Here is a 21,336-nt window from a genome sequence, read left to right as displayed (position 1 = left end):
AGCTGGAACTATCCAGCCATTGATGCAATGCAGCATAGCTCCGCTGCCCAGCGATGCAACGCAGCCCGCCGCTCGATAGCCACATATGGACGCGGATCAGGGACTTAAGCCACGACAAAGGGCGAGGGCGCAAGGCCCCCGCCCCTTTTCGGCCGCCTGTCGCGCTATCAGAAGCGGAAGCGGACCCCCGCGGTGAAAGCACGGCCGATGAAATCGTAAACAGCGATGTTCGTTGGCAAGTTTACCCCCGGAACGGTGCCCGGAATGAGGGGCGGTTTCTTGTCGAACAGGTTGTTGACGTTGCCGAACAGCTCGAAGTTACCGTCGCCATGCGGAATGGTGAAGCGTACTGCGAGGTCGGTGTACCAGACGGCCTTCACATGATCATCGATGAACTGGATCGGGAGGGGACCGCCAGGAATGTCGAGCCGCATCTTGTGAATATATTGCTCGGCAATTGTCACGCCGAACGGCCCATTGGTATAATCAATCGACAGATTGCCGCGCCAGCGGGGGAAGCCCGCCGGGTTGCTGCTCACTACGTTCACACCGGCATAATGGGCGATCGGGGCCGCCGCATATTGTTGCGCATCAAACTTCTGCAAATAGTTGAGGTATAGCCGCAGGCCCAACGCGCCATTGCCCAACGCCGTGCGATAGCTGGCGTCGATGTCGATGCCCGACGTTTTCAGGAAGGCGATGTTCGCAGGTACGATGCTGACCAGCGACGGCAAGGAGGTAGGCGTGGCGCGCGTAATGAGCGAACATTCAGGAACTCCCGATCCGCCAGCGTTGGTGCAGTTCGTCACAATCTGCTGTGCGGACAAGGTGTCGATGAGATCGGTGACCTTGATACGATAATAATCGAGCGACAGGGAGAAGCCGCGCAGGAAGGATGGCGTGAACACACCGCCGATTGTCAGCGTCTTCGCCTTCTCTGGTGTGAGATTGGGATTGCCGCTGGTGACGGTGGGAACATTTTGGTTAAGCCCGCTGGTCGGGCGATCATCCACGATGCCGATGCCGCTCTGTGCGCCGGCATAGAGTTCGAACAGGTTAGGTGCACGAATGTCGCGAGACAGCGTGGCGCGCAGCAGCAGGTCATCAACAGGCTTCCACGTCGCGCCGACCTTCCATGTTTTTACTGTGCCGGATGTGGAATAGTCAGTGATGCGCGCTGCGCCATTGACGCTGAGCTCGCGGAAGAATGCCGTATCCTTGAGGATCGGCACCGCCAACTCGGCATAGGCTTCCTTCACGTTAAGGCTGCCCTCTGCCGACCCCACATTGGTCAGCCAATAGAAGAGCGGCGGCGCTGTCCCAGCGAAACCATTCACGGCCGGAACGCCACGCAGACCAGCGTAGAATGCGCTTCGTTCAGCTGCGGTATCCAGCAGCGCCGGGTCCGCATTGGTGGTCAAGCGCAGTTTCTGCTTGCGATATTCCACGCCCACGGCGAAGTCGATCGGGCCGGCGGGCAAGTCAAACAGGCTGCCGCTGAGGTTGGCTGCTATGCCATCCTGCCTAATCGTCGCCCGATAACGGGATGTTCCGGTGGCATAAGCGTAGCCCGCCGGGGTGGAAGCTGAAGGATCGCCGTGAAGCAGATCGATCGGCTGGCAACCCGCAAACCGACTTGCGAGCGTCGGATCCAGCAAGACGCGGCAAGTGATCTGACCATTGGCGGGATTAATCACGGCATCAGCGGCCGCGTAGAGCTTCTGATTCTCGTACAATCCCGAGTTGGCGAGCGTATGGACCGAGTCGCCGTGGCTATAAGTCACGGTCCAGTTGAGACCCGCAAGCTTGCCGTTCAGGCCCGCATTGACCATCCAATAGTCGGTCCGCTCCTTTGCGATCGGCGCTGGCTGACCCGCATCATATTTGCCGATCGTGATATAGTCGTTCGCGGTCGGTAGCGAAGCGTCCAGCGCTGGAGTGAGGTAAGGATTACCCTTGAAGATGCTGACCGCCTGGGATGGAGGCACCAGCGCGTTTACCTGCGTGGAGTAGATCAAATTGGTGCGGGACCAACTACCCTGTACGAAGGCGCTGATATCGTCTGTAAGATCGTAGCTCAGACGGCCAAAGAAGGTGTAGGTTTCCAGCGGCGCGATGGCATTCCCCGTCGTGGGAATTTTGTAGCCGTCTCCGCCTGATTGAAATCCGGTCGTACCTACAGGCGTGCCCGTATTGAACGGCCGCGTCGTTCCATCTGGATTGATCACCTGACCTACGAAAGGATTGCCGGTAACGCTCGATGCGGTAATCCTGCCGCTGGGAGCCAGCGCGGAAATGCGTATATCGGTTCCGATTGTATAGGGATTGAGCGGGCCGCCGGGCGAACAAAGTGTCGTGGGCTGACCCGCGGGGGGCGTGCAGCCCACCACGCTGCCAACAAAGTTATAACCGACATTGGCAAAGTCGCGCTGAGACCGCAGCATCCCATCGCTGTTCGAATATTCGCCGCTGACAATGATATGCCCCCGGTCACCCGCAAAGTCGCGTCCATAAGCGAGGCCAAGGCGCTGATTGCCATTGTCCCCGCGCGCAGAAATACCGGCCTGCGCGACACCCTTGATACCGGTGAACTTCTTGTCGAGGATGAAGTTGACCACGCCTGCGACCGCATCCGAGCCCCATTGAGCGGATGCGCCACCTGTGACCACATCGACGCGCTGCATCAGCAACTGCGGAAGAACATTGGTGTCGATCGTGCCGACATATTCAGTCGGCGACACGCGCATACCGTCGAACAGGATCAACGTGCGAAGCGGCCCTTTTGGATTGGCGCTCGGCGTGCCGAGGCCACGCAGGTTCAGGACGTTGCCGTGGATCGGCGCGTTGGAAAAGTTGAGCGCCGACTTGGACGGGCTGAGCGAGTTATTGAACTGCGGCAGCTTGTTAAGGGCGTCTGGTATGCTCGAGGGCGTAGTCCTGGCGAGCTCCTCGGTCGTGGCGACAGTCACCGGCGTCGGCGCAGTATATCCATCGCGGACAATGCGCGATCCCGTCACGACAATGTCCGAAACGTTGACCGGAGCAGCCTGCTGCTCGGGCGCCTCCTGCTGAGCTGCGGGGGCCGTCGCCGGGTCTTGCGCCATGGCGGGTACGGCCAGTGCGAACATGCTGACACCAAGCGCCAGCGTCGATGCGAACAACTGGTTCTTCATCTCTCTCTTTCCTCTCCCTGCACAATCTGATCCGGCCGAGTCCTCTGCTCTGATCATTATTATCCCGGTGTGCATTTTTATAGATACCGCAGCGGCGATGCATGTCAACAAATTTTGCACTGTGGGGAAATGTTCAACCAAACTTCCTCCACCCCGCCAGCTTGACTTCCCAGCGGAACATATATTGACCTATGGTGCAGAAATGTGCGTTACTGACCCTAATATCGGCATATGCCCGGCGTTGGCCAGGTTTGCGCAAAGCGCCACTGCCGTGAAAATGGAGAGTGAAATTGTCGCCCGATAGCCAATCAGCAACCGACTGTTTCGATCAGCGTGGACGGTCATGACCTCGGCGATAATCTCACCGCCGGCGGTGGCGAACGAACCTGCAGAGGCCTTGAGCGACATCCCCTCTCCTCCCTCTGATCAGGCTTCCTACCCCTCGCCACTCATGGGCTGGTTGACGGTCGCGATCCTGTTCCTGCTTTATATTTTATCATTAACCGATCGAAACATCATGGCTCTTATGGTGGGGCCCATCAAAGCAGATCTGGGGCTTTCCGACTTGCAAATCAGCCTCTTGCAAGGACCGGCATTTGCTATCCTATTTTGCCTGTGCGCTATCCCCTTGGGTATGGCGCTCGACCGTTTCAGCCGCCGAGTCGTACTTTATCTGTCGATTACTGTGTGGAGCATCGCTGCGGCCTGCTGTGGCCTTGCGGGTAGCTTCGCCGCCCTGGCGGCGGCACGCGCAGGGGTGGGCGCGGGGGAGTCCGGCTTTGGCACTGGCAGCTATTCGGTGGTCGGCGACAGCTTCCCGCCGCACAAAGTTTCGCTCGCTATGTCCGTTTTCATCATGGGCGGGGTAATGGGCGCAGGCATCGTCTTCTTGTTCGGCGGCCCCATCGTCGCCGCCGCGATGAAGGCGGGACCCGCAGTCTGGCCAGTGTTCGGGCTGCTGCAGCCTTGGCAGCAGGTTTTCATCATGACGGGCGCCCCGGGCCTGCTGCTCGCCTTGCTCGTTTTCGTCTTTCGCGAGCCGCCACGACGCAAGAGTGCGTCGGCCAGTGCGGGCGCGGGCTATGGGGAAGCTTGGGCGTTCATGAAGGTATATAAGCCGCTATACTTGGCGACCTTTGTCGGCTTTGGCCTGGCTTACGCCGCGACTATCGGCTTTCAGCTCTGGACGCCGGTCTATCTGGCGCGCGTTCATGGCTGGCAACCGGGCCGGATCGGGCCCGTCATCGGCATCGCACAGATCGCAGCAGCAGCCTGTATTCCGCTTCATGGCTGGATCGTCGATCGGCTCTACCGCAGTGGCCGATTAGACGCACATCTGTTCTGGTGCCTGTTGACGGTGCTGTGCGCCGCGCCTTTTGGTATCGCCGCCTTTCTCGTGAGTAGCCCATGGGCGACCGTGGGATGCTACTGGGCCTTTATGGCGCTGATATTATCAACGTCCAGCATGGGGCCTGCGACGGTTCAGGTAGTCACGCCGCAATATCTGCGCGGGCGAGTGTCGGCCCTCTATGTGCTGGCGTCCGGACTGATCGCCATGGCAGGTGGGCCTGCCTTCATCGGGCTGGTCACTGACAAGGTGCTGGGCGATGAGATGAAGGTCGGCTTGTCGCTCGTCATCAGCATTTTTTGCGTGCTGCTGCCCGCAGCGCTTCTCTTTGCCTTTGGCCGCGCGTCGATGCGGCGCGCCCATGGCGCTGTTGCGTAAAAGGATAACCTCATGATCGAGACCCGTCGCCCTTCCTTTATAGATGGCAAGCGCAAGCAGCTGCTGATTGACGGCAAGCATGTCGAGGCGCTGTCAGGCGAGACATTCCAGAGCTTCAGTCCATCGACGGGGGAACTTGTGGCCGAACTGTCTCTGGCGGGAGGGGAGGATGTGGACCGCGCGGTCCGTGCCGCGCGGGCTGCCTTCGAAGGGTCTTGGAGCCGCTTCAAGCCCGCCGACCGACAGGCGGTGCTGCTGAAGCTGGCCGACCTGGTGGATGCGGAATTTGAAGACCTCGCGCTGCTCGATTCTATCGAGATGGGACGGCCAATCACAGCGGCACGCGGACTAAGGGGCATGCTGCAGCGGTCTCTCCGGCATTTTGCGGGAGCCGCGACGGCGATCCATGGCGAGACGTTGTCGAACAGCTTTCCCGTCGACCTCCTGTCCTTCACCCTGCGTGAACCCGTGGGGGTCGTAGGCGCAATCATTCCGTGGAACGGGCCGCTGTTTAGTGCTGCCTGGAAAGTCGGACCTGTGCTGGCGACTGGCTGCACCGTGGTATTGAAGCCTGCAGAGGATGCCTCGCTCAGCCCGCTGCGCTTTGGAGAGCTTTGCCTGGAAGCGGGCGTGCCACCGGGGGTGGTCAACATCGTTACCGGCGCGGGGGATACAGGCCGAGCGCTGTCGGCGCATCCGGACGTGGACAAGATCGCCTTTACAGGGTCCTGCGAGACGGGTCAGCGGATCATAGCGGCATCCGCAGGCACCGTGAAGAAAGTGACGATGGAGCTGGGAGGCAAGTCGCCGAACATCATCTTCGCCGACGCGGATCTGGACCTCGCCACTCCAGCAGCAGCGATGGGTGTGTTCAACAATTCAGGGCAAGTCTGCGCTGCTGGCACGCGGCTGTTCGTCGAACGGCCAGTCTATGAAGAAATGGTCGAACGGATCGCGACTTTTGCAAAGGGTCTGAAGGTCGGCCCAAGCCTCGATCCGGACACGCAAATCGGGCCGCTGGTTTCGGCAAAGCAATATGCGCGCGTTTCCTCCTATCTCGACCTTGGCCCGGAGGAAGGCGCTCGACTGGTGACGGGCGGCCGGCGGGTCACTGGCGGCGATTTCGATAAGGGCCATTGGGTCGCACCGACCATCTTCGCGGACGTGAAGGACGAGATGCGCATCGCGCGGGAGGAGATTTTCGGGCCGGTTTCCTGCGTCATGCCCTTTGATGATTTCGACGAAGTTATCGGCCGCGCCAATGCAACGCGTTTCGGGCTAGCCGGGGGCGTGTGGACGCGCGACATCAACAAGGCGATGACAGCGGTAAAACGGATCCGCGCCGGGTCCATCTGGGTCAATCACTATTTCGCGATGGACCCCTCCGTTCCCTTTGGCGGCTACAAGATGAGCGGCTTCGGGCGCGAAGGCGGATCAGAGCATATCGACGCCTATCTGCAGACGAAGGGCGTCTGGATCAGGACCTGAACGGCCACATCATCGCCCGCCTGCATATCGCTTGATCAGGGCGTAGAGATAGTCGCGCCCTTCATAGACACTCCGCACTCGCACCCGTTCGTTAACGCCGTGGGCGCCGTTGCCGTCGGGATCTAGAAAAATGCCAGGTACGCCATAAGTCGCGATGCCCGCTGCGCTGAGATAACGGCCGTCCGTGCCTGCAGTCAGCAGCGTCGGAATGACAGGGATACCGGGGAATTTAGCACGCGCGACATCCTCCGCCGGGCCGAGAATGGCGGGATCAAGCGGTGGGGGGACGGCTATAGCATCGCCCTTATTGTCGTCGCGGGTCAGGTTGATGGCGGGTTTGATGGCAGCGCGGAGTTGCGCTTCTACATCTTGCACCTTGTCGGCGGGGAGAAGCCGGCACTGGATAGTCGCGCGAGCGCGCTGCGGGAGGGCATTGATGGCGTGGCCGGCCTCTACCATGGTGGGAACACAGGTGGTGCGCAGCATCGCATTGTAGGTGATGTCGCTGGTCACCTTGGCGATGACAGCGGGGTCGGTCGAGCCCGCGCTAAACGACGCCATCGCCGCCCCCATGTCACCGCCGATGATCGACGCCATGCGCGTGAAATAGCCACTATTGGTTGCGTTTAGCCGGATCGGAAAGCTGAGGCTTCGGATCGCCGTCAGGGCGTCAGCCAGATCATAGATGGCGTTATCGGGACGAGGGCGGCTGCTGTGGCCACCGGAGTTGCGGGCCTCAATGGTGAAGCTCTGCGAATGTTTTTCCCCGACGGCGAGATAGAGCGCAATGGGTTTCCCCTGCCCATCCGTCATGCCATGGCCACCTTCGTTGAGGGCGAAGCCTGCGTCCACCGCCTCACGGCGATATTTGAGCAGCCAATCGACGCCGTTCACCGCCTCCCCGCTTTCCTCGCCGCAGGTCAGCGCGACCTTGATGGTGCGGCGCGGCTGGAAGCCTTCGAGCTTCATGCGGACGAGGCTGTCGATCCAGATCGCGGACAGCGCTTTGTCGTCGATGACCCCGCGACCGATGAAATAGCCCCCCTCCTCCCCGAGGATGAACGGATCGCGCGGCCAGTCTTCGCGCTTGGCGGCGACCACGTCGATATGATCGACGAGCAGCATTGGCCGGGCCTTGGGATCGCTGCCGTCGATGCGGGCGATGAGGCCCCCGTCGCGAGGACGGCTTGGAGGAACGAAGACTTCAGCCTGCGCCTCGCCGAACCCTGCCGATCGGAGACGGGCGAGCATCCTTTCCGCCGCGGTGGTGCAATTGCCGTTGGGCGAGCTGGTGTCGATTTCCACCAGTTCGCGGAAGATTTCACGGAAAGCGGCTTGATCCGGACGCGTCTGAGCTTCGGCTTGACTTGCGGTCAGTGCCGCCGCGATGGCTAGGACCCTCATTTGCCAATTTCGAGCGCGCGTTCGGGGCAGGACTTGGCGCCCTTCCAGGCGAGCTTTTCATCCGTTTCGGCTACTTCGATGTCGCCAGGTTTGATATAACCTTCGTCGTCCAGCTGGAAGATGTTGGGCGCCATCGCCCAGCAGCGGGCGTGCCCTTGGCACTTGTCGTTATGCACGATGATTTTCATGACACTCTCTCCTCAGGACCAGTCGAGGATCAGTTTCTCGATGCCGAAGACATGGCCGCCATAGGTGATCGGCGCGGTCCCTTCCTTGATGCGGAAGGTCGGGATGCGCTTCAGCCATTCCTCCAGCCCTACAACGATCTCGCGGCGCGCAAGATGCGAGCCGAGGCAGCGATGCGGGCCATAGGCGAAGGCGGTGTGGCGATTGTCCTCGCGGGTCAAATCAATCTTTTCGGGCTCGGGGAACTCATTGGGGTCGCGGTTGGCGATCATGGTGGCGCAGGACACATAATCGCCTTTGCGGATCGGAGCGCCTTCGAAATCTATGTCCTTCGTGGCGACCCGGATCATCTGGACCGTGGGATAGGCGCGGAGCAATTCTTCGGCGGCGAGAACGATGCGGGAGGGGTCGTCTCGGAGCCATTGTTGGTCGCTGGGGTGACGGGCGAGATAGTTGAGGTCGAAGCCGATCGCGGCGGCCACGGTGTCAAGCCCGGCGACGAACAGAAGGACGCCTGTGCCGCGTATCTCTGCATCGGTCAGCGGACGGTCGTCGATCTTCGCCTGGACGAGGAAGGAGACGAAGTCATCGACCGGCCGCTTGCGCCGTTCGGCAGCGAGGTCGTCGATGAAGGCGATGATGGTTCGGGCAGCGGCGGGGCGCTGGACGTTATCTCCGTGGAGCAGATCGTTGGCCCAGCGGACAAACTCCTGCAGGCGATCGTCGGACAGGCCGAGGAAGCGCAGGAAGATATTGACCGCGAAGGGAAAGGCGAAGTCTTGCATGACATCGCAGCTGGTGCCCGATGCGGCGATGCCGTCGATTAGCGATACGGCGCGTTCGCGAACGGCGGTTTCCAACGCCATGACGCGGCGGGGGGAGAGTAGCGGGTTCAGGAGGGAGCGGAACTTGCCATGGTCTGGCGGGTCCAGTTCCAGCGGGATCATCGGCCAGCTTTCGCCAAGGGCAGAGGCGAAGATGCTGCGGTGGCTGGAGAAGGTTTCGGGGTCCTGCAGAACGCGGCGCTGGTCCTGTGCGCGGGTCACGACCCAGGTGCCGCGGCCGTCGCGGGTGTTTACGGGCGAGTAGAAGATGCGCGGACCTTGATGGACGACAGCGGATGCCGCCTGGGGATCGCCATTGGGCGTTGGTTGCATGCCGGGGGAGGAGAAAAGGCTGAAATCGCCGACCATTTCGGGCGGGACATGGGCCGGAATCGGGCGGGTTGCCAGCGTTTCCATGAATGAACTCTCCAATTAAACGCGACTCGGGAGGCGTGCGCTCTTATAAATTCTGCATTATGGTATAGTTTATGAGCGCTGCCAACCGGGTGATTTTTGTCCGCCCGTGCAATTTAATCCTAGCCATGAGTGCAGAATTGGCATAAGGATCAGTCCATGAGCAGCACAGGGACAAAAGGCTGATGGCCGACCTCATGGCAGATGAAGCCCAGGCGTTCCGGGCGGAAGTCCGGGCCTGGCTGAAGGCGAATTTCCCGCCTTCGATGACCGGCGTGCCCGGCCTTCTGTTCCAGGGCGATCGGCATGCGGCGGAGTCCAATGCGGATTATCAACTGTGGCGCCAGCGCATGGCGGACAAGGGATGGGGCGTGCCCAATTGGGAGCCACGCTATGGCGGCGCGGGCCTCACGGCGGCCCATGGCAAGATCATCGGCGAGGAACTGACGGCGATCGGCGGTTTTAACCCGATCCGCAGCTATGGCACGATGATGCTGGGCCCTACCCTGCTGGAATTCGGCAATGAGGAGCAGAAGCTGGCGCATTTGCCCTGGATTGCCAGCCATGAGCGGCGCTGGTGCCAGGGTTTTTCCGAGCCCGGCGCGGGATCGGACCTGGCGTCGCTGCAGACCAAATGCAACGACATGGGTGACCATTGGCTGGTCAGCGGGCAGAAGATATGGACGTCCGGCGCGGATCAGGCCGACTGGTGCTTCGCGCTGGTGCGGACCGATACGAGCAAGAAGCAGGGCGGCATCAGTTTCCTGCTGATCGACATGAAATCCGAAGGGATCGAGGCGCGGCCAATCGTGCTGATCAGCGGATCGACCCACTTCTGCGAAGTCTTCTTCAACGATGTGAAGGTGCCCAAGGGCAATCTGGTCGGAGAGGTGAACCAGGGCTGGACCATCGCCAAACGGCTGCTGCAGTTCGAGCGCAACAGCCTGTCGGAGGTGAAGGCGGAAATCACGCCGCTCGCCCCGCTGGCGCATCAATATCTGGGCACGGACGTGCTGGGCCGGGTGGATTGCCCCGACCTGCGCGCGCGCATGGTGCGCAACGCCATGCGGCACGAAGCCTATATGGCGACCGTCCGCCGCTTTGCCGAGGAAGCCAAGGCCGGCGGAGGCATCAGCAGCGGCGTGTCCGCGCTCAAGAATTTGTGGTCCGGCATCATCCAGGAACGGGCGGAACTGCTGACCGAATTGATGGGAGCGAACGGCCTGGGCTGGGCGGGCTCCGCCTATGGTGAGGCAGAGCGGGAGGCAACGCGCGCGCTGCTGCATAGCAAAGCCTTTTCCATCTACGGCGGCAGCTACGAAGTGCAGAATAATATCACCGCGAAAAGAACATTGGGCCTTCCGGCCTGAACGCGGACGGGAATGGGATCGGGAGGATGCTGAACGAAGAACAGCAGATGCTGAAGGACATGGCGTCGGAATGGGTGCGCGACCGCGTGCCGGTAACGGCGCTGCGTTCGCTCTACGGCCATGGCGGTGGCGGCGTGGAAGGCTCAATCGGACATGATGCCGCAGCCTGGGCGGAAATGGCGCAGATGGGCTGGTGCGGCATTGTCGTGCCGGAGAAGCAGGGCGGATCGGACTTTGGCTATCGCAGCATGGGGCTGGTGCTGGAGGAGCTGGGGCGGACCCTGGCGGCGTCTCCGCTGCTGAGTTCCGGGCTGGTCGCGGCGTCGGCGCTGCGGTTGGGCGGCACGGATGAGCAGAAGGCGCGCTGGTTGCCGGGAATAGCGGATGGATCGGTGATCGGGACGCTGGCGATGGACGAAGGCGCACATCATGCGCCGGAGAAGATCAGGCTGACGGCGGAGGCTTCCGGTTCAGGCTGGAAGCTGAATGGGGTCAAACGGCCGGTGCAGGACGGAATGGTGGCGCAGTTCGCCATCGTCGCGGCGCGCACCGGCGATGGCGTCACGCTGTTCCTTGTCGAAGCCGATGCGCCGGGGCTGACGCGGGAACCGCTCGATCAGGTCGATGCGCGAGTGCCTGCGGCCTGGAGTTTTGCCGATGTTGCGGTGGAACCGGAGGCGGTGCTGGGCCAAGTCGACAAGGGGGCGGAGTTGCTCGACGCCATTCGAGATCGGGCTGCGGTTGGGATTGCCGCCGAAATGCTGGGCAGCGCAACGCAGGCGTTTGAGACGACATTGGATTATCTGAAGACCCGCGTGCAGTTCGGCGCGGTCATCGGGTCCTTCCAGGCATTGCAGCATCGTGCGGCGGAGCTGTTCGGCGAGTTGCAATTGGCCCGGTCAGCCGTGGAAGAAGCGCTGACGGCGATCGACGAGGACAGCCCCGCCCTGCCCGGCCTGGCGTCTCTTGCCAAGGCGATTGCGGGCGAGACGGTGCATCAAATCTCCTCGCAGATGGTGCAGCTGCATGGCGGCATCGGCATGACGCATGAGCATGATGCGGGGCTTTATCTGAAGCGCGCCCGGGTGGCGGAGCAATGCTATGGATCGACCGCATGGCATCGCGAACGCTGGGCGCGTCTGAACGGCTATTGAAAGAGGCGGCCATGCAATCGCGTGAAATACAGTTGAAGCGCCGCCCGGTCGGCAAACCCGTCGCCGAGGATTTCACCTGCGCCAGCAGGGACGTGCCGCCGCCTGCCGAAGGCGAGGTGCAGGTGCGCAACCTGTGGATGGCGGTCGATCCGGCCATGCGAGGCCGGATGGACGATGCGAAAAGCTATGTGCCGCCTTTCGCGCTCGACGCCGCGATGGAAGGACCGGCGATCGGCGAGGTGATCGCGTCGCATGATCCGGACTTTGCGCCGGGCGACCTTGTCTTTTCCCGGCTGGGCTGGCGGGAGGCTTTCAACGCACCGGCAAGCGCCTTGCAGAAGCGGGACAAGCATGCCCTGCCGTCTCAGGCATGGCTCTGTTTTGCGGGGATGCCGGGGCTGACCGCCTATGCCGGGCTGCTGCGGATCGCGCAGCTGAAGGCGGGCGACGTGGTGTTCGTGTCCGCGGCTTCCGGAGCCGTGGGATCGATCGCCTGCCAGATTGCGCGCAATATGGGGTGCCCGGTCATCGGCTCTGCGGGCGGGCCGGACAAGGTGGCGTTCCTGCGCGAGGTGCTGAAGGTCGATGCGGCGATCGATTACAAGGCCGAGCCCAGCCTGACCAAGGCGCTGGCGCGCGAGGTGAAGGCGATCGGCGCGAGCGGTATCGACGTTTATTTCGAGAATGTGGGCGGGGATCATCTGCAGGCGGCGCTGTCGCTGGCGAACAATTTCGCACGCTTCGCGGTGTGCGGGATGATCTCCCAATATAATGTGACCGATGCGCCGAGCGTGCCCCGGAACCTGACCATGATCATGACCAAGCGCATCCGCATGGAGGGCTATATCGCGCTCGACCATATGGATCTGGAGGCGGAGATGGTCGAGCAGATGACCGCCTGGAGCGCGGCCGGGCAGATGGCGTCGGCCGAGACGATTTATGAAGGCATCGACAAGGCGCTGGACGCCTTTTGGGGCCTGTTCAGCGGGGCCAATATCGGCCGCACCATGGTGAAGCTGAGCTGACCTGCACGAATTCCGGAGAGGAGATTTCATAAATGGACGCCGAGACGTTCGACATGTTCCGCACTACCGTGCAGCGCTTCGTGGCGGAAAAGCTGATCCCCGCCGAGGACGAGGTGGAGGAAGCGGATGCCGTGCCCGAGCGCATCATCCAGCAGATGCGTGAAATGGGCCTGTTCGGCATTTCCGTGCCGGAAGAATATGGCGGCCTTGGCTGCACCATGGCCGAGGAAGCGGCGATCATCCGCGAGATCACACGGGCTTCCGTCGTGTTCCGGTCGGTCATCGGCACGACCGTTGGGATCGGTAGCCAGGGCATCGTCATGGACGGAACCGAGGCGCAGAAGCGGGAGTGGCTACCTAAATTTGCGACGGGCGAGGCGATTGCGAGCTTTGGGCTGACCGAGCCTGAGGCCGGGTCGGATGCGGCTTCGTTGCGGACGGTGGCGGTGAAGGAAGGCGACACCTACCGCATCAGCGGGACGAAGCGCTACATCACCAATGCACCGCGCGCGAGCGTCTTCACGCTGATGGCGCGGACCGAGCCGGACATCAAGGGCGCGGGCGGCATTTCCGCCTTCATCCTGCCTGCCGACACGCCGGGCATTACGCTGGGCAAGCCGGACAAGAAGATGGGGCAAAAGGGTGCCGTCACGACTGATGTGATCCTGGAGGACGTAGTGGTGCCTGCCGCGAACATAATCGGCGGAGTGCCGGGGCGCGGTTTCAAGACGGCGATGAAGGTGCTGGATCGCGGGCGTATCCACATCGCCGCCGTGGCGCTGGGCATGTGCCAGCGGCTGATCGACATGGCGCTGGGCTATGCGATGGAGCGCAAACAGTTCGGGCAGCGTATCGCGGACTTTCAGCTTGTGCAGGCGATGCTGGCGGACATGAAGGTCGATATGCTGACCACCGAGGCGCTGATGCAGTCGGTCGCGGCGAAATTCGATGCTGGCGAGCCGGTGAGCATGGAGTGCGCGGCGCTCAAATATCACGCGTCGGAGGCTGTGGGGAGGATCGCCGACAGGGCGGTGCAGATCTATGGCGGTGCGGGTTATATGGCCGAGTATAAGGTCGAACGCTTCTATCGCGATGTGCGGCTGCTGCGCATTTATGAGGGCACCAGCCAGATCCAGCAGACTATCATCGCACGGCAGATGATCCGGCAGGCTGAGGCCCGGTGAGGCGATCGTGAACCTTTCCATCGGTTCGGTTCGAGCCTGTCGAGACGCATCTCGACAAGCTCGATGCTGCTCGAACCGAACGGAGACTAGAAACTGATATTTGCACAAAGGTAATTCCCATGCGCAGAGCCGCTATCGTCGCCCCTATCCGCACTGCTGTCGGCAAATATGGCGGTTCCCTGAAGTCCATGACGGCGGGCGATCTGGGTGCGATCATCATCAAGGCGCTGGTGGAGCGCACGAAGATCGATCCCGAGCGCATCGACGATGTCGTCTTCTCGCAGGGCTATGGCAATGGCGAGGCACCGTGCATCGGGCGCTGGTCGGCTCTGGCTGCGGGATTGCCGGAGTCCATTCCGGGTGTGCAGTTGGACCGCCGTTGCGGGTCCGGATTGCAGGCGGTGATTGATGCGGCGATGCGCATTCAAACGGGCGCTGCCGATATCGTCGTTGCGGGCGGCGTGGAGAGCATGTCCAACGTGGAATATTATTCGATCGACCATCGCTGGGGCGCGCGGTCGGGATCGACGCAATTTCATGACCGGCTGACGCGGGGGCGCGTCATGTCGCAGCCGATTGCTCGCTACGGGATCATCAGCGGGATGATCGAAACGGCGAATAATCTGGCGCGGGACTATGACATCTCACGCGAGGCGTGTGACGAATATGCGGCGATGAGCCATCAGCGGGCCGCGGCCGCCTGGGACGCGGGGAAGTTCGATGATGAACTGGTGCCGGTGCCCGTGCCACAGCGGAAGGGCGAGCCCGTGATGTTCGCCAAGGATGAGGGGTTTCGCGCGGATGCGACGCCGGAATCACTCGCGCTGCTGAAGCCGATCGAGAAGGACGGCGTGGTGACTGCGGGCAATGCCAGCCAGCAGAATGATGCGGCGGCGGCTTGCCTGGTCGTGGCGGAGGACAAGCTCAGCGAACTGGGGCTGGAACCCATGGGTTTTCTGCACAGCTGGGCGGCGGCGGGGTGCGACCCTTCGCGGATGGGGATCGGCCCGGTGCCTGCTGTCGAGCGGCTGTTTGCGCGGACGGGGCTGGGCTGGAAGGATATGGATCTGGTCGAGCTGAATGAGGCTTTCGCGCCGCAGGTACTGGCGTGCCTTAAAGGGTGGGGCTGGGATGATCGAGACAAGCTCAACGTGAATGGCTCGGGCATTTCGCTTGGGCATCCGATTGGGGCGACGGGCGGGCGCATCCTGGCAAACCTGCTGCGGGAATTGCAGCGGCGCGAGGGGCGCTATGGGCTGGAGACGATGTGCATCGGCGGCGGGCAGGGTCTGGCGGCGGTCTTCGAACGGGCTTAAGCGGCTTCAATTGCTGTTCAGACTCGGATTGCTATTGGCTATTTATGCACGCTGGTACAGGTTCTTGCCGGCAATGAAGGGAAAAGGATAACAGATGCTTGTTCGAGCCGCCGCACTCGCTGCCACCTTGCTGATCGCGACCCCCGCGCTCGCCCAGAGCGGCGATGCCGTGAAGGGCAAGGGCGTGTTCGCCCGCTGCGCGATCTGCCATTCGGTCGAGGCTGGGCCGAAGAAGATCGGGCCTTCGCTGTCGGGGCTGTTCGGCCGCACGTCTGGCACCGCGCCGGGCTTTACCTATTCGACGGCGATGAAGAATGCGAAGATCCGTTGGGACGCGAAATCGCTCGACGCCTTCCTTGCAAAGCCTGCCGCCAAGGTGCCGGGCAACAAGATGGTGTTCGCCGGGCTCGCCAATCCCGCCGACCGCGCGAATGTGATCGCCTATCTGGCGGGCGCGACCAAGAAATGAGATGAAAAGTATCCTATAGTGCAATAATTCTTGTGCTACGGCTCCGGTCCCGCTATTTGTTGCAGCATAGAGTGCAGCAATATGCAGGGACTGGAGAGGATGCGAAAATCTGAACGCGGGATGCTGGCGGGAGCGCGCCGATGAACGCGCGCGCGCTGGAAGGCATCAAGGTGCTGGACCTGTCCCGCGTCCTCGCCGGACCATGGTCGACGCAGATCCTGGCGGACTTCGGCGCCGATGTGATCAAGATCGAGCTGCCGGGCCATGGCGACGATACGCGCGCCTGGGGACCGCCTTATCTGACCGGCGCGGATGGCGAGCCGGAGATCGGCACCAGCGCCTATTACCTGTCCTGCAACCGCAACAAGCGGTCGGCTGCGATCAACCTCGCGACGCCGGAGGGCGCGGAGCTGATCCGCAAGCTGGCGGCGGAAGCGGATATTGTCGTCGAGAATTTCAAGGTTGGCGGCCTCAAGAAATATGGCCTCGATTATGACAGTCTGAGCGCGATCAACCCGCGCCTCGTCTATTGCTCCATCACCGGCTTTGGCCAGACCGGCCCCTATACGGACCGGGGTGGATATGACTTTGTCGCGCAGGGCATGGGCGGCTTCATGAGCATCACCGGACAGGAGGATGGCGGGCCGCTGCGCGCGGGCGTCGCCATGGCGGACCTTTCGACCGGCATGTTCGCGACGGTGTCGATCATGATGGCGCTGCGCCATGCCGAGCGGACGGGCGAAGGGCAGCAGATCGACGTGTCGCTGCTGGATACGCAGATCGCGATGCTGGCCAATCAGGGGATGAACTGGCTGGTGGGCGGTGTCGTGCCTGGGCGGCTGGGCAACCGGCATCCGACGGTCGTGCCCTACAAGACGTTCGAGGTTGCAGACGGCGTAATGATCATCGCGGTGGGCAATGACCGGCAATTCCGCGCGCTGTGCGAGGAGATGGGGCATCCGGAACTGAGCAGCGATCCCCGCTTCGCAACCAGCGCCCAGCGCCTGATCAACCGGGACGCGATCGAGGCGAAGGTGCAGGAGCTTGTCCGCCCGTTCGAGCGGGACGAGCTGATGGAGCGTTTCGTTGCCAAGGGCGTGCCCGCTGGACCGGTCAACACGATCAAGGATGTGTTCGAAGACCCCTTTGTCGAGGCGCGCGATACCGTCCACCGTTTCCGGCGCGAGGATGACGGAGTCGAGATTCCCACAGTAGCCTATCCGGGCAAGCTGTCGGCGACACCTGCCGACTACCGCTACTGCCCGCCACGCGTGGGCGAACATAGCCGTGAGATATTGGGTGAGTGGCTGGGCCTGAACGACGCCGCGCTGGACGCGCTGGCAGACCAGGGCGCAATCGCGCAGCGGCCTGCAACGGAGAGGACAAAAGCATGAAGCTGGATCAAAGCGTGGCCGCCGTCGTGACAGGCGGCGCATCGGGGCTGGGCGAAGCCACCGCGCGAGCGCTGGCGGCCAGGGGCGTGAAGGTCGCCCTGTTCGACTTCAATGAAGAGACCGGAAACAAAGTCGCGGCGGAGATCGGCGGCGCCTTCTGCAAGGTGGACGTGACGGACGAGACGTCGGTCGATGCGGGTTTCGAGAAGGCCCGCGCGGCGCATGGGCAGGAACGGATCATCGTCAACTGCGCGGGCACCGGCAACGCGGTCAAGACCGCAAGCCGCGACAAGACCACCGGCGAGACCAGGCACTTCCCCCTCCATTCCTTTGAAAAGATCATCCAGATCAACCTGATCGGCACCTTCCGCTGCTGCGCCAAGTCGGCGCAGGGCATGCTGGACCTGGAACCGCTGGCCGATGGGGCGCGCGGCGTCATCATCAATACCGCCAGCGCGGCGGCCGAGGATGGGCAGATCGGGCAGACCGCCTATGCCGCGTCCAAGGGCGGCGTCGTCAGCCTGACGCTGCCAATGGCGCGCGACCTGATGAATGACGGTATCCGCGTCAATTGCATCCTGCCGGGCATTTTCGACACGCCGCTGATGGCCCGGGCGTCGGACACGGTGCGCGCCTCGCTCGCAGCAACGGTGCCCTTCCCCAAGCGGTTCGGCCAGCCTGCCGAATTTGCCGCGATGGCGGTAGCGATGATCGAGAATGACTATTGGAATGGCGAAGATGTGCGGCTCGACGGGGCCATCCGCATGGCTCCGCGCTGAGGAGAGTTTCGATGAGCGAAGAGGCGCAGCCTGAATATGTGACCTATGACGTCAAGGACGGCGTGGCATGGGTGATGCTCAATCGCCCGCAATATAGCAACGCGCAGAATTACCGGCTGCTGGGCCAGTTGGACGACGCGTTCAAGCGCGCCGTCGAGGATGACGAGGTCAAGGTCATCGTGCTGGGCGGTGAAGGCAAGCATTTTTCCGCCGGGCATGACATCGGCACGCCTGAGAAGGACAGCCACATGCCGCGCATCCGCACCAGCATGTGGTGGGATCATCTGAACAAGGGTGGTGCAGAGCGGCAATATGTGCTGGAGCAGGATGGCTATCTGGGCCTCTGCCGCCGCTGGCAGGAAATCCCCAAGCCGATGATCGCCATGGTGCAGGGCGCCTGCATCGCGGGCGGATTGATGCTCGCGTGGGTGTGCGACCTGATCGTCGCGTCGGACGATGCCTTTTTCCAGGACCCGGTGCAGCGCATGGCTCAACCGGGAGTGGAATATTTCGCCCATGCGTTCGAATTGCCGCCTCGGGTCGCACGGGAGCTGCTGTTACTCGGAAGGCGCATGCCGGCGCAGCGGGCTTATCAGTTCGGCATGGTCAACGAGATCTTCCCGCGCGAGACGCTGAGGGAGGAAGTGGCCAAGATAGCTGCCGAGATCGCCCAGCATGACCGGTTTGGCCTTGCGATTACCAAGCAGGCGTTTAACTTTGTGGAGGATCTGCGTGGCAAGCGGCAGGCGATGGACGGCGTTTTTCACATGCACCACCTCGCCCATGCGCATAACCAGTTAATGACCGGCAACCTTGTCGGCGGGCTGGATGCAAAGGCCATGGCGGCAGCGAACAAGAAACAGGCGGGGGAAGAATGAGCGTAGCTGTGGAACTGGACAAGACGGTGCTGATCCTTCCCGACTTGCCAGCCATGCTTTCAGGCGCGGCGGATGCGGCGCAATCCTTTGTCGCCGCAGCCCGGCCGCATGTGAAGGCGCGGATCACTGATGACAGCGGCAAGGTGGACCGTGTGCTGGCCGATGTGGAGCAGCATGTGGTGCACGGCTTTGGCTGGTTCGCTTCCTATGCGGAAATGATGCGCGAGGTGGCCGGCTGGGCTGCCAATCTGACCACGCAGGGCGCGTTCGGGGAAATCGAGGCGCTGCTCGCGCAGCTGCTGTTCGCTGAATATGGCGCGCAAATGCTGGGCGGCATTCCGATGAACCAGGGCGAGGTCATCCGGGCGACGGACCTGACCGATGACCTTTCGGCATTGGACGCCCCTGCCTTCCGTACGCTGGTCCGCAAAGGCGGTACTCAGGCGGTGAAGAGCGCCATTGCGCGTCATCTGGCCCATCAGCGCGGACATGCGACGCTGGAAAATTGCGGCCTGGATGACATGTTCAACATGGTGCGCGAGCAATTTTTTGGCTTTTCCAATGAGAAGGTCGCGCCTTTCGCGCATGAGTGGCATCTGAAGGATGAACTGATCCCCCTCCCCCTCGTCGAGGAACTGGGCGAGATGGGCGTGTTCGGCATGACCATCCCGGAGGAATTTGGCGGCCTTGGCATGGGCAAGACCGCCATGTGCGTGGTGTCCGAAGAACTGTCGCGGGGGTGGATCGGCGTCGGGTCGCTCGCCACGCGGTCGGAGATTGCGGCGGAACTGATCCTGACCGGCGGGACCGATGAGCAGAAGGGCCACTGGCTGCCGCAGATCGCCAATGCCTCCATCCTGCCAACGGCCGTTTTTACCGAGCCTGATACGGGGTCCGACCTGGGATCGCTGCGGACGCGCGCGACCTTGGCGGATGGGGAATATCGGGTGAATGGGAACAAGACCTGGATCACCCACGCGGCGCGAGCTGACGTCATGACGCTGCTGGTGCGGACTGATGGCGAGACCAAAAATTATAGCGGCCTTTCCATGCTGATCGCGCCCAAGCAGCGCGGGACCGTCGAAGAGCCCTTCCCCACGCCGGGCATGAGCGGCGGGGAGATCGAGGTGATCGGCTACCGCGGCATGAAGGAATATGAGATCGGCTTTGACGATTTCCGGGTGCCTGCGGTGAACCTGCTCGGCGGGGTCGAGGGTCAGGGCTTCAAGCAATTGATGGCGACATTCGAAAGTGCGCGCATCCAGACTGCCGCGCGGGCGATTGGCGTGGCGCAGGCGGCGCTGGACATCGGGCTGTCCTATGCGCTGGATCGCAAGCAGTTCGGGCGGTCGATCTTCGACTTTCCGCGCGTCGCCAACAAGCTCGCCATGATGGCGGCGGAGATTATGGGCGCACGGCAGCTCACCTATTTCGCGGCGCGGCGGAAGGATGAGGGGAAGCGCTGTGACCTTGAAGCGGGCATGGCGAAGCTGATCGGCGCGCGGGTCGCCTGGGCGGCGGCGGACAATGCTTTGCAGATCCATGGCGGGAACGGCTTTGCCACGGAATATCAGGTTAGCCGTTTGCTGGCGGATGCCCGGATTTTGAATATCTTTGAGGGTGCGGGGGAAATTCAGGCGCAGGTTATTGCGCGGCGATTGTTGGATGGGGGGAATTGATACCAACGATTATCGTCATCCCAGCGAAAGCTTCGGATCTCGTAGGGCTGCACGGTGCTTCAATAAATGCCAGCTTTCGCTGGCATGACGAACGTGGCGAGCGCTTAAATCCCTCCGGCCACGACCGGCCAACCGCCCTGCTCCAGCGCGGCGCTGAGGGCGGCGACGCAACGGTCGAGAGCGGCTGCGTCAGTGGAGCGGATCACGAAATTCGCGCCGGTCTTCCCTTCGCGGAAAAAGGGATAGCTGCCGATCTGGCATTGTGCATGCGCCCGCTCCGTCGCGCCGAGAAGGTCGGCGATCTCGCTCTCGGCAACCCAGCAGCCGATCTGCGCGGACAGGACAGGCAGGCCGCCTTCCAACGTGCCGGTCAGGCTGTCGAGCATGCCAGCGGTGATGTGCGGCACGCCGGCCATGATGAAGATATTGCCATGCCGGATGCCCGGCGCGCCTGACATGCGGTTTTCGATCAGGCTGGACCCTGCCGGGACGCGGGCCATGCGCAGCCTTGCTTCGGTCAACCCGCCACGCGTTTCATAATAGCCCGACAGCATCGCGCGGGCTTCGGGATGGATTTCCACCTCCACCTCCAAGGCGCGCGCGATGGCATCGACGGTTATGTCGTCATGCGTCGGGCCGATGCCGCCGGTGGTGAAAAGATAGTCGTTGCCGGTGCGTAAGCTGTTGACCGCTTCGACGATGGCATCGCTTTCATCGGCGACCACCCGGACTTCGCGCAGCCTGATCCCTTGCACATTGAGCCAGGAGGCAATCTGGGCGACATTCTTGTCCTGGGTTCGGCCGGACAGGATTTCGTCTCCGATCACGATCAGCGCGGCTGTCCAGATGCGTTCAGGTGCTGGCATGAGGCAG

18 protein-coding genes are annotated in these 21,336 nt (G+C 62.3%); 12 read left to right on the top strand and 6 right to left on the bottom strand.

The genetic code is table 11. The features are described 5' to 3' along the window. Positions 1-167: 167 nt before the first annotated feature. Both EP837_RS00235 and EP837_RS20900 read right to left on the bottom strand, forming a co-directional pair. The gene (locus EP837_RS00235) at positions 168-3,173 is read right to left on the bottom strand and encodes a TonB-dependent receptor domain-containing protein (protein ID WP_066523591.1); all 3,006 of its coding nucleotides are present in this window, start codon (positions 3,171-3,173) and stop codon (positions 168-170) included. Positions 3,174-3,362: 189 nt separating this feature from the next. Beyond that, positions 3,363-3,581, bottom strand: a complete 219-nt coding sequence (locus EP837_RS20900) for a hypothetical protein (RefSeq protein ID WP_156518334.1) — start codon at positions 3,579-3,581, stop codon at positions 3,363-3,365. A 43-nt stretch (positions 3,582-3,624) separates the two neighbouring features. Here EP837_RS20900 and EP837_RS00230 point away from each other — a divergent pair, with 43 nt between their 5' ends. Both EP837_RS00230 and EP837_RS00225 read left to right on the top strand, forming a co-directional pair. After that, the gene (locus tag EP837_RS00230) at positions 3,625-4,899 is read left to right on the top strand and encodes an MFS transporter (protein WP_066523590.1); all 1,275 of its coding nucleotides are present in this window, start codon (positions 3,625-3,627) and stop codon (positions 4,897-4,899) included. A gap of 12 nt (positions 4,900-4,911) precedes the next feature. Then, positions 4,912-6,387 (top strand): aldehyde dehydrogenase family protein, encoded by a 1,476-nt coding sequence (locus EP837_RS00225; RefSeq protein WP_066523589.1) that lies wholly within the window; start codon positions 4,912-4,914, stop codon positions 6,385-6,387. Between the two features lie 9 nt (positions 6,388-6,396). On the opposite strand, the gene EP837_RS00220 is transcribed toward EP837_RS00225, so the two are convergent. From EP837_RS00220 to EP837_RS00210, 3 genes are read right to left on the bottom strand one after another with little or no spacing between them, the layout of a single operon-like run. Beyond that, a complete protein-coding gene (locus EP837_RS00220) occupies positions 6,397-7,791 on the bottom strand; it encodes a M20/M25/M40 family metallo-hydrolase (protein ID WP_066523588.1) in 1,395 nt (464 codons plus the stop codon). Continuing rightward, complete coding sequence (locus EP837_RS00215) at positions 7,788-7,979, bottom strand: ferredoxin (RefSeq protein WP_066523586.1); 192 nt, start codon at positions 7,977-7,979, stop codon at positions 7,788-7,790. The genes EP837_RS00220 and EP837_RS00215 overlap by 4 nt, the downstream gene beginning before the upstream one ends. 12 nt (positions 7,980-7,991) lie before the next feature. Continuing rightward, the gene (locus EP837_RS00210; RefSeq protein WP_066523583.1) at positions 7,992-9,218 is read right to left on the bottom strand and encodes a cytochrome P450; all 1,227 of its coding nucleotides are present in this window, start codon (positions 9,216-9,218) and stop codon (positions 7,992-7,994) included. A gap of 182 nt (positions 9,219-9,400) precedes the next feature. On the opposite strand from EP837_RS00210, the gene EP837_RS00205 reads away from it, so the two are divergent. The 10 genes from EP837_RS00205 (at position 9,401) to EP837_RS00160 (ending at position 20,463) form a co-directional block, all read left to right on the top strand. Then, on the top strand, positions 9,401-10,585 hold the full coding sequence (locus EP837_RS00205) for an acyl-CoA dehydrogenase family protein (protein WP_066523582.1): 1,185 nt from the start codon (positions 9,401-9,403) through the stop codon (positions 10,583-10,585). A gap of 26 nt (positions 10,586-10,611) precedes the next feature. Next, on the top strand, positions 10,612-11,739 hold the full coding sequence (locus tag EP837_RS00200) for an acyl-CoA dehydrogenase family protein (protein ID WP_066523581.1): 1,128 nt from the start codon (positions 10,612-10,614) through the stop codon (positions 11,737-11,739). A gap of 11 nt (positions 11,740-11,750) precedes the next feature. Beyond that, positions 11,751-12,764 (top strand): NADP-dependent oxidoreductase, encoded by a 1,014-nt coding sequence (locus EP837_RS00195; RefSeq protein WP_066528380.1) that lies wholly within the window; start codon positions 11,751-11,753, stop codon positions 12,762-12,764. Positions 12,765-12,796: 32 nt separating this feature from the next. Then, a complete protein-coding gene (locus EP837_RS00190) occupies positions 12,797-13,948 on the top strand; it encodes an acyl-CoA dehydrogenase family protein (protein WP_066523580.1) in 1,152 nt (383 codons plus the stop codon). Between the two features lie 119 nt (positions 13,949-14,067). Continuing rightward, the gene (locus EP837_RS00185) at positions 14,068-15,264 is read left to right on the top strand and encodes an acetyl-CoA C-acetyltransferase (protein WP_066523577.1); all 1,197 of its coding nucleotides are present in this window, start codon (positions 14,068-14,070) and stop codon (positions 15,262-15,264) included. Between the two features lie 94 nt (positions 15,265-15,358). Further along, positions 15,359-15,733, top strand: a complete 375-nt coding sequence (locus EP837_RS00180) for a c-type cytochrome (protein WP_066523575.1) — start codon at positions 15,359-15,361, stop codon at positions 15,731-15,733. A 140-nt stretch (positions 15,734-15,873) separates the two neighbouring features. Then, positions 15,874-17,127, top strand: coding sequence for a CaiB/BaiF CoA transferase family protein (locus EP837_RS00175; protein ID WP_066523574.1), 1,254 nt, complete (start codon positions 15,874-15,876; stop codon positions 17,125-17,127). Further along, positions 17,124-17,906, top strand: coding sequence for an SDR family NAD(P)-dependent oxidoreductase (locus EP837_RS00170; RefSeq protein WP_066523573.1), 783 nt, complete (start codon positions 17,124-17,126; stop codon positions 17,904-17,906). The genes EP837_RS00175 and EP837_RS00170 overlap by 4 nt, the downstream gene beginning before the upstream one ends. Before the next feature lie 11 nt (positions 17,907-17,917). After that, positions 17,918-18,784 (top strand): enoyl-CoA hydratase, encoded by an 867-nt coding sequence (locus tag EP837_RS00165; protein ID WP_066523571.1) that lies wholly within the window; start codon positions 17,918-17,920, stop codon positions 18,782-18,784. Next, a complete protein-coding gene (locus tag EP837_RS00160; protein WP_066523569.1) occupies positions 18,781-20,463 on the top strand; it encodes an acyl-CoA dehydrogenase family protein in 1,683 nt (560 codons plus the stop codon). Before EP837_RS00165 ends, EP837_RS00160 begins: the two co-directional genes overlap by 4 nt. A 104-nt stretch (positions 20,464-20,567) precedes the next feature. On the opposite strand, the gene EP837_RS00155 is transcribed toward EP837_RS00160, so the two are convergent. Continuing rightward, positions 20,568-21,329: a competence/damage-inducible protein A gene (locus tag EP837_RS00155; RefSeq protein ID WP_066528377.1), complete on the bottom strand. Its 762-nt coding sequence runs from the start codon at positions 21,327-21,329 to the stop codon at positions 20,568-20,570. Positions 21,330-21,336 lie beyond the last annotated feature (7 nt).

The organism is Sphingobium sp. EP60837 (assembly GCF_001658005.1).
GTDB classification, from domain to species: domain Bacteria; phylum Pseudomonadota; class Alphaproteobacteria; order Sphingomonadales; family Sphingomonadaceae; genus Sphingobium; species Sphingobium tyrosinilyticum.
Note: the sequence above shows the minus strand (reverse complement) of the source record. Positions and strands in the feature narration are given on the sequence as shown.

Excerpts from the sequence above, each read along its gene's own strand:
- EP837_RS00160 (WP_066523569.1), top strand. The coding sequence starts at position 18,781 with ATGAGCGTAGCTGTGGAACTGGACAAGACGGTGCTGATCCTTCCCGAC.
- EP837_RS00175 (WP_066523574.1), top strand. The coding sequence starts at position 15,874 with ATGAACGCGCGCGCGCTGGAAGGCATCAAGGTGCTGGACCTGTCCCGC.
- EP837_RS00170 (WP_066523573.1), top strand. The coding sequence starts at position 17,124 with ATGAAGCTGGATCAAAGCGTGGCCGCCGTCGTGACAGGCGGCGCATCG.
- EP837_RS00220 (WP_066523588.1), bottom strand. The coding sequence starts at position 7,791 with ATGAGGGTCCTAGCCATCGCGGCGGCACTGACCGCAAGTCAAGCCGAA.
- EP837_RS00230 (WP_066523590.1), top strand. The coding sequence starts at position 3,625 with ATGGGCTGGTTGACGGTCGCGATCCTGTTCCTGCTTTATATTTTATCA.
- EP837_RS00195 (WP_066528380.1), top strand. The coding sequence starts at position 11,751 with ATGCAATCGCGTGAAATACAGTTGAAGCGCCGCCCGGTCGGCAAACCC.
- EP837_RS00155 (WP_066528377.1), bottom strand. The coding sequence starts at position 21,329 with ATGCCAGCACCTGAACGCATCTGGACAGCCGCGCTGATCGTGATCGGA.
- EP837_RS00180 (WP_066523575.1), top strand. The coding sequence starts at position 15,359 with ATGCTTGTTCGAGCCGCCGCACTCGCTGCCACCTTGCTGATCGCGACC.
- EP837_RS00210 (WP_066523583.1), bottom strand. The coding sequence starts at position 9,218 with ATGGAAACGCTGGCAACCCGCCCGATTCCGGCCCATGTCCCGCCCGAA.
- EP837_RS00165 (WP_066523571.1), top strand. The coding sequence starts at position 17,918 with ATGAGCGAAGAGGCGCAGCCTGAATATGTGACCTATGACGTCAAGGAC.
- EP837_RS20900 (WP_156518334.1), bottom strand. The coding sequence starts at position 3,581 with ATGTCGCTCAAGGCCTCTGCAGGTTCGTTCGCCACCGCCGGCGGTGAG.
- EP837_RS00190 (WP_066523580.1), top strand. The coding sequence starts at position 12,797 with ATGGACGCCGAGACGTTCGACATGTTCCGCACTACCGTGCAGCGCTTC.
- EP837_RS00205 (WP_066523582.1), top strand. The coding sequence starts at position 9,401 with ATGGCCGACCTCATGGCAGATGAAGCCCAGGCGTTCCGGGCGGAAGTC.
- EP837_RS00200 (WP_066523581.1), top strand. The coding sequence starts at position 10,612 with ATGCTGAACGAAGAACAGCAGATGCTGAAGGACATGGCGTCGGAATGG.
- EP837_RS00235 (WP_066523591.1), bottom strand. The coding sequence starts at position 3,173 with ATGAAGAACCAGTTGTTCGCATCGACGCTGGCGCTTGGTGTCAGCATG.
- EP837_RS00225 (WP_066523589.1), top strand. The coding sequence starts at position 4,912 with ATGATCGAGACCCGTCGCCCTTCCTTTATAGATGGCAAGCGCAAGCAG.
- EP837_RS00185 (WP_066523577.1), top strand. The coding sequence starts at position 14,068 with ATGCGCAGAGCCGCTATCGTCGCCCCTATCCGCACTGCTGTCGGCAAA.
- EP837_RS00215 (WP_066523586.1), bottom strand. The coding sequence starts at position 7,979 with ATGAAAATCATCGTGCATAACGACAAGTGCCAAGGGCACGCCCGCTGC.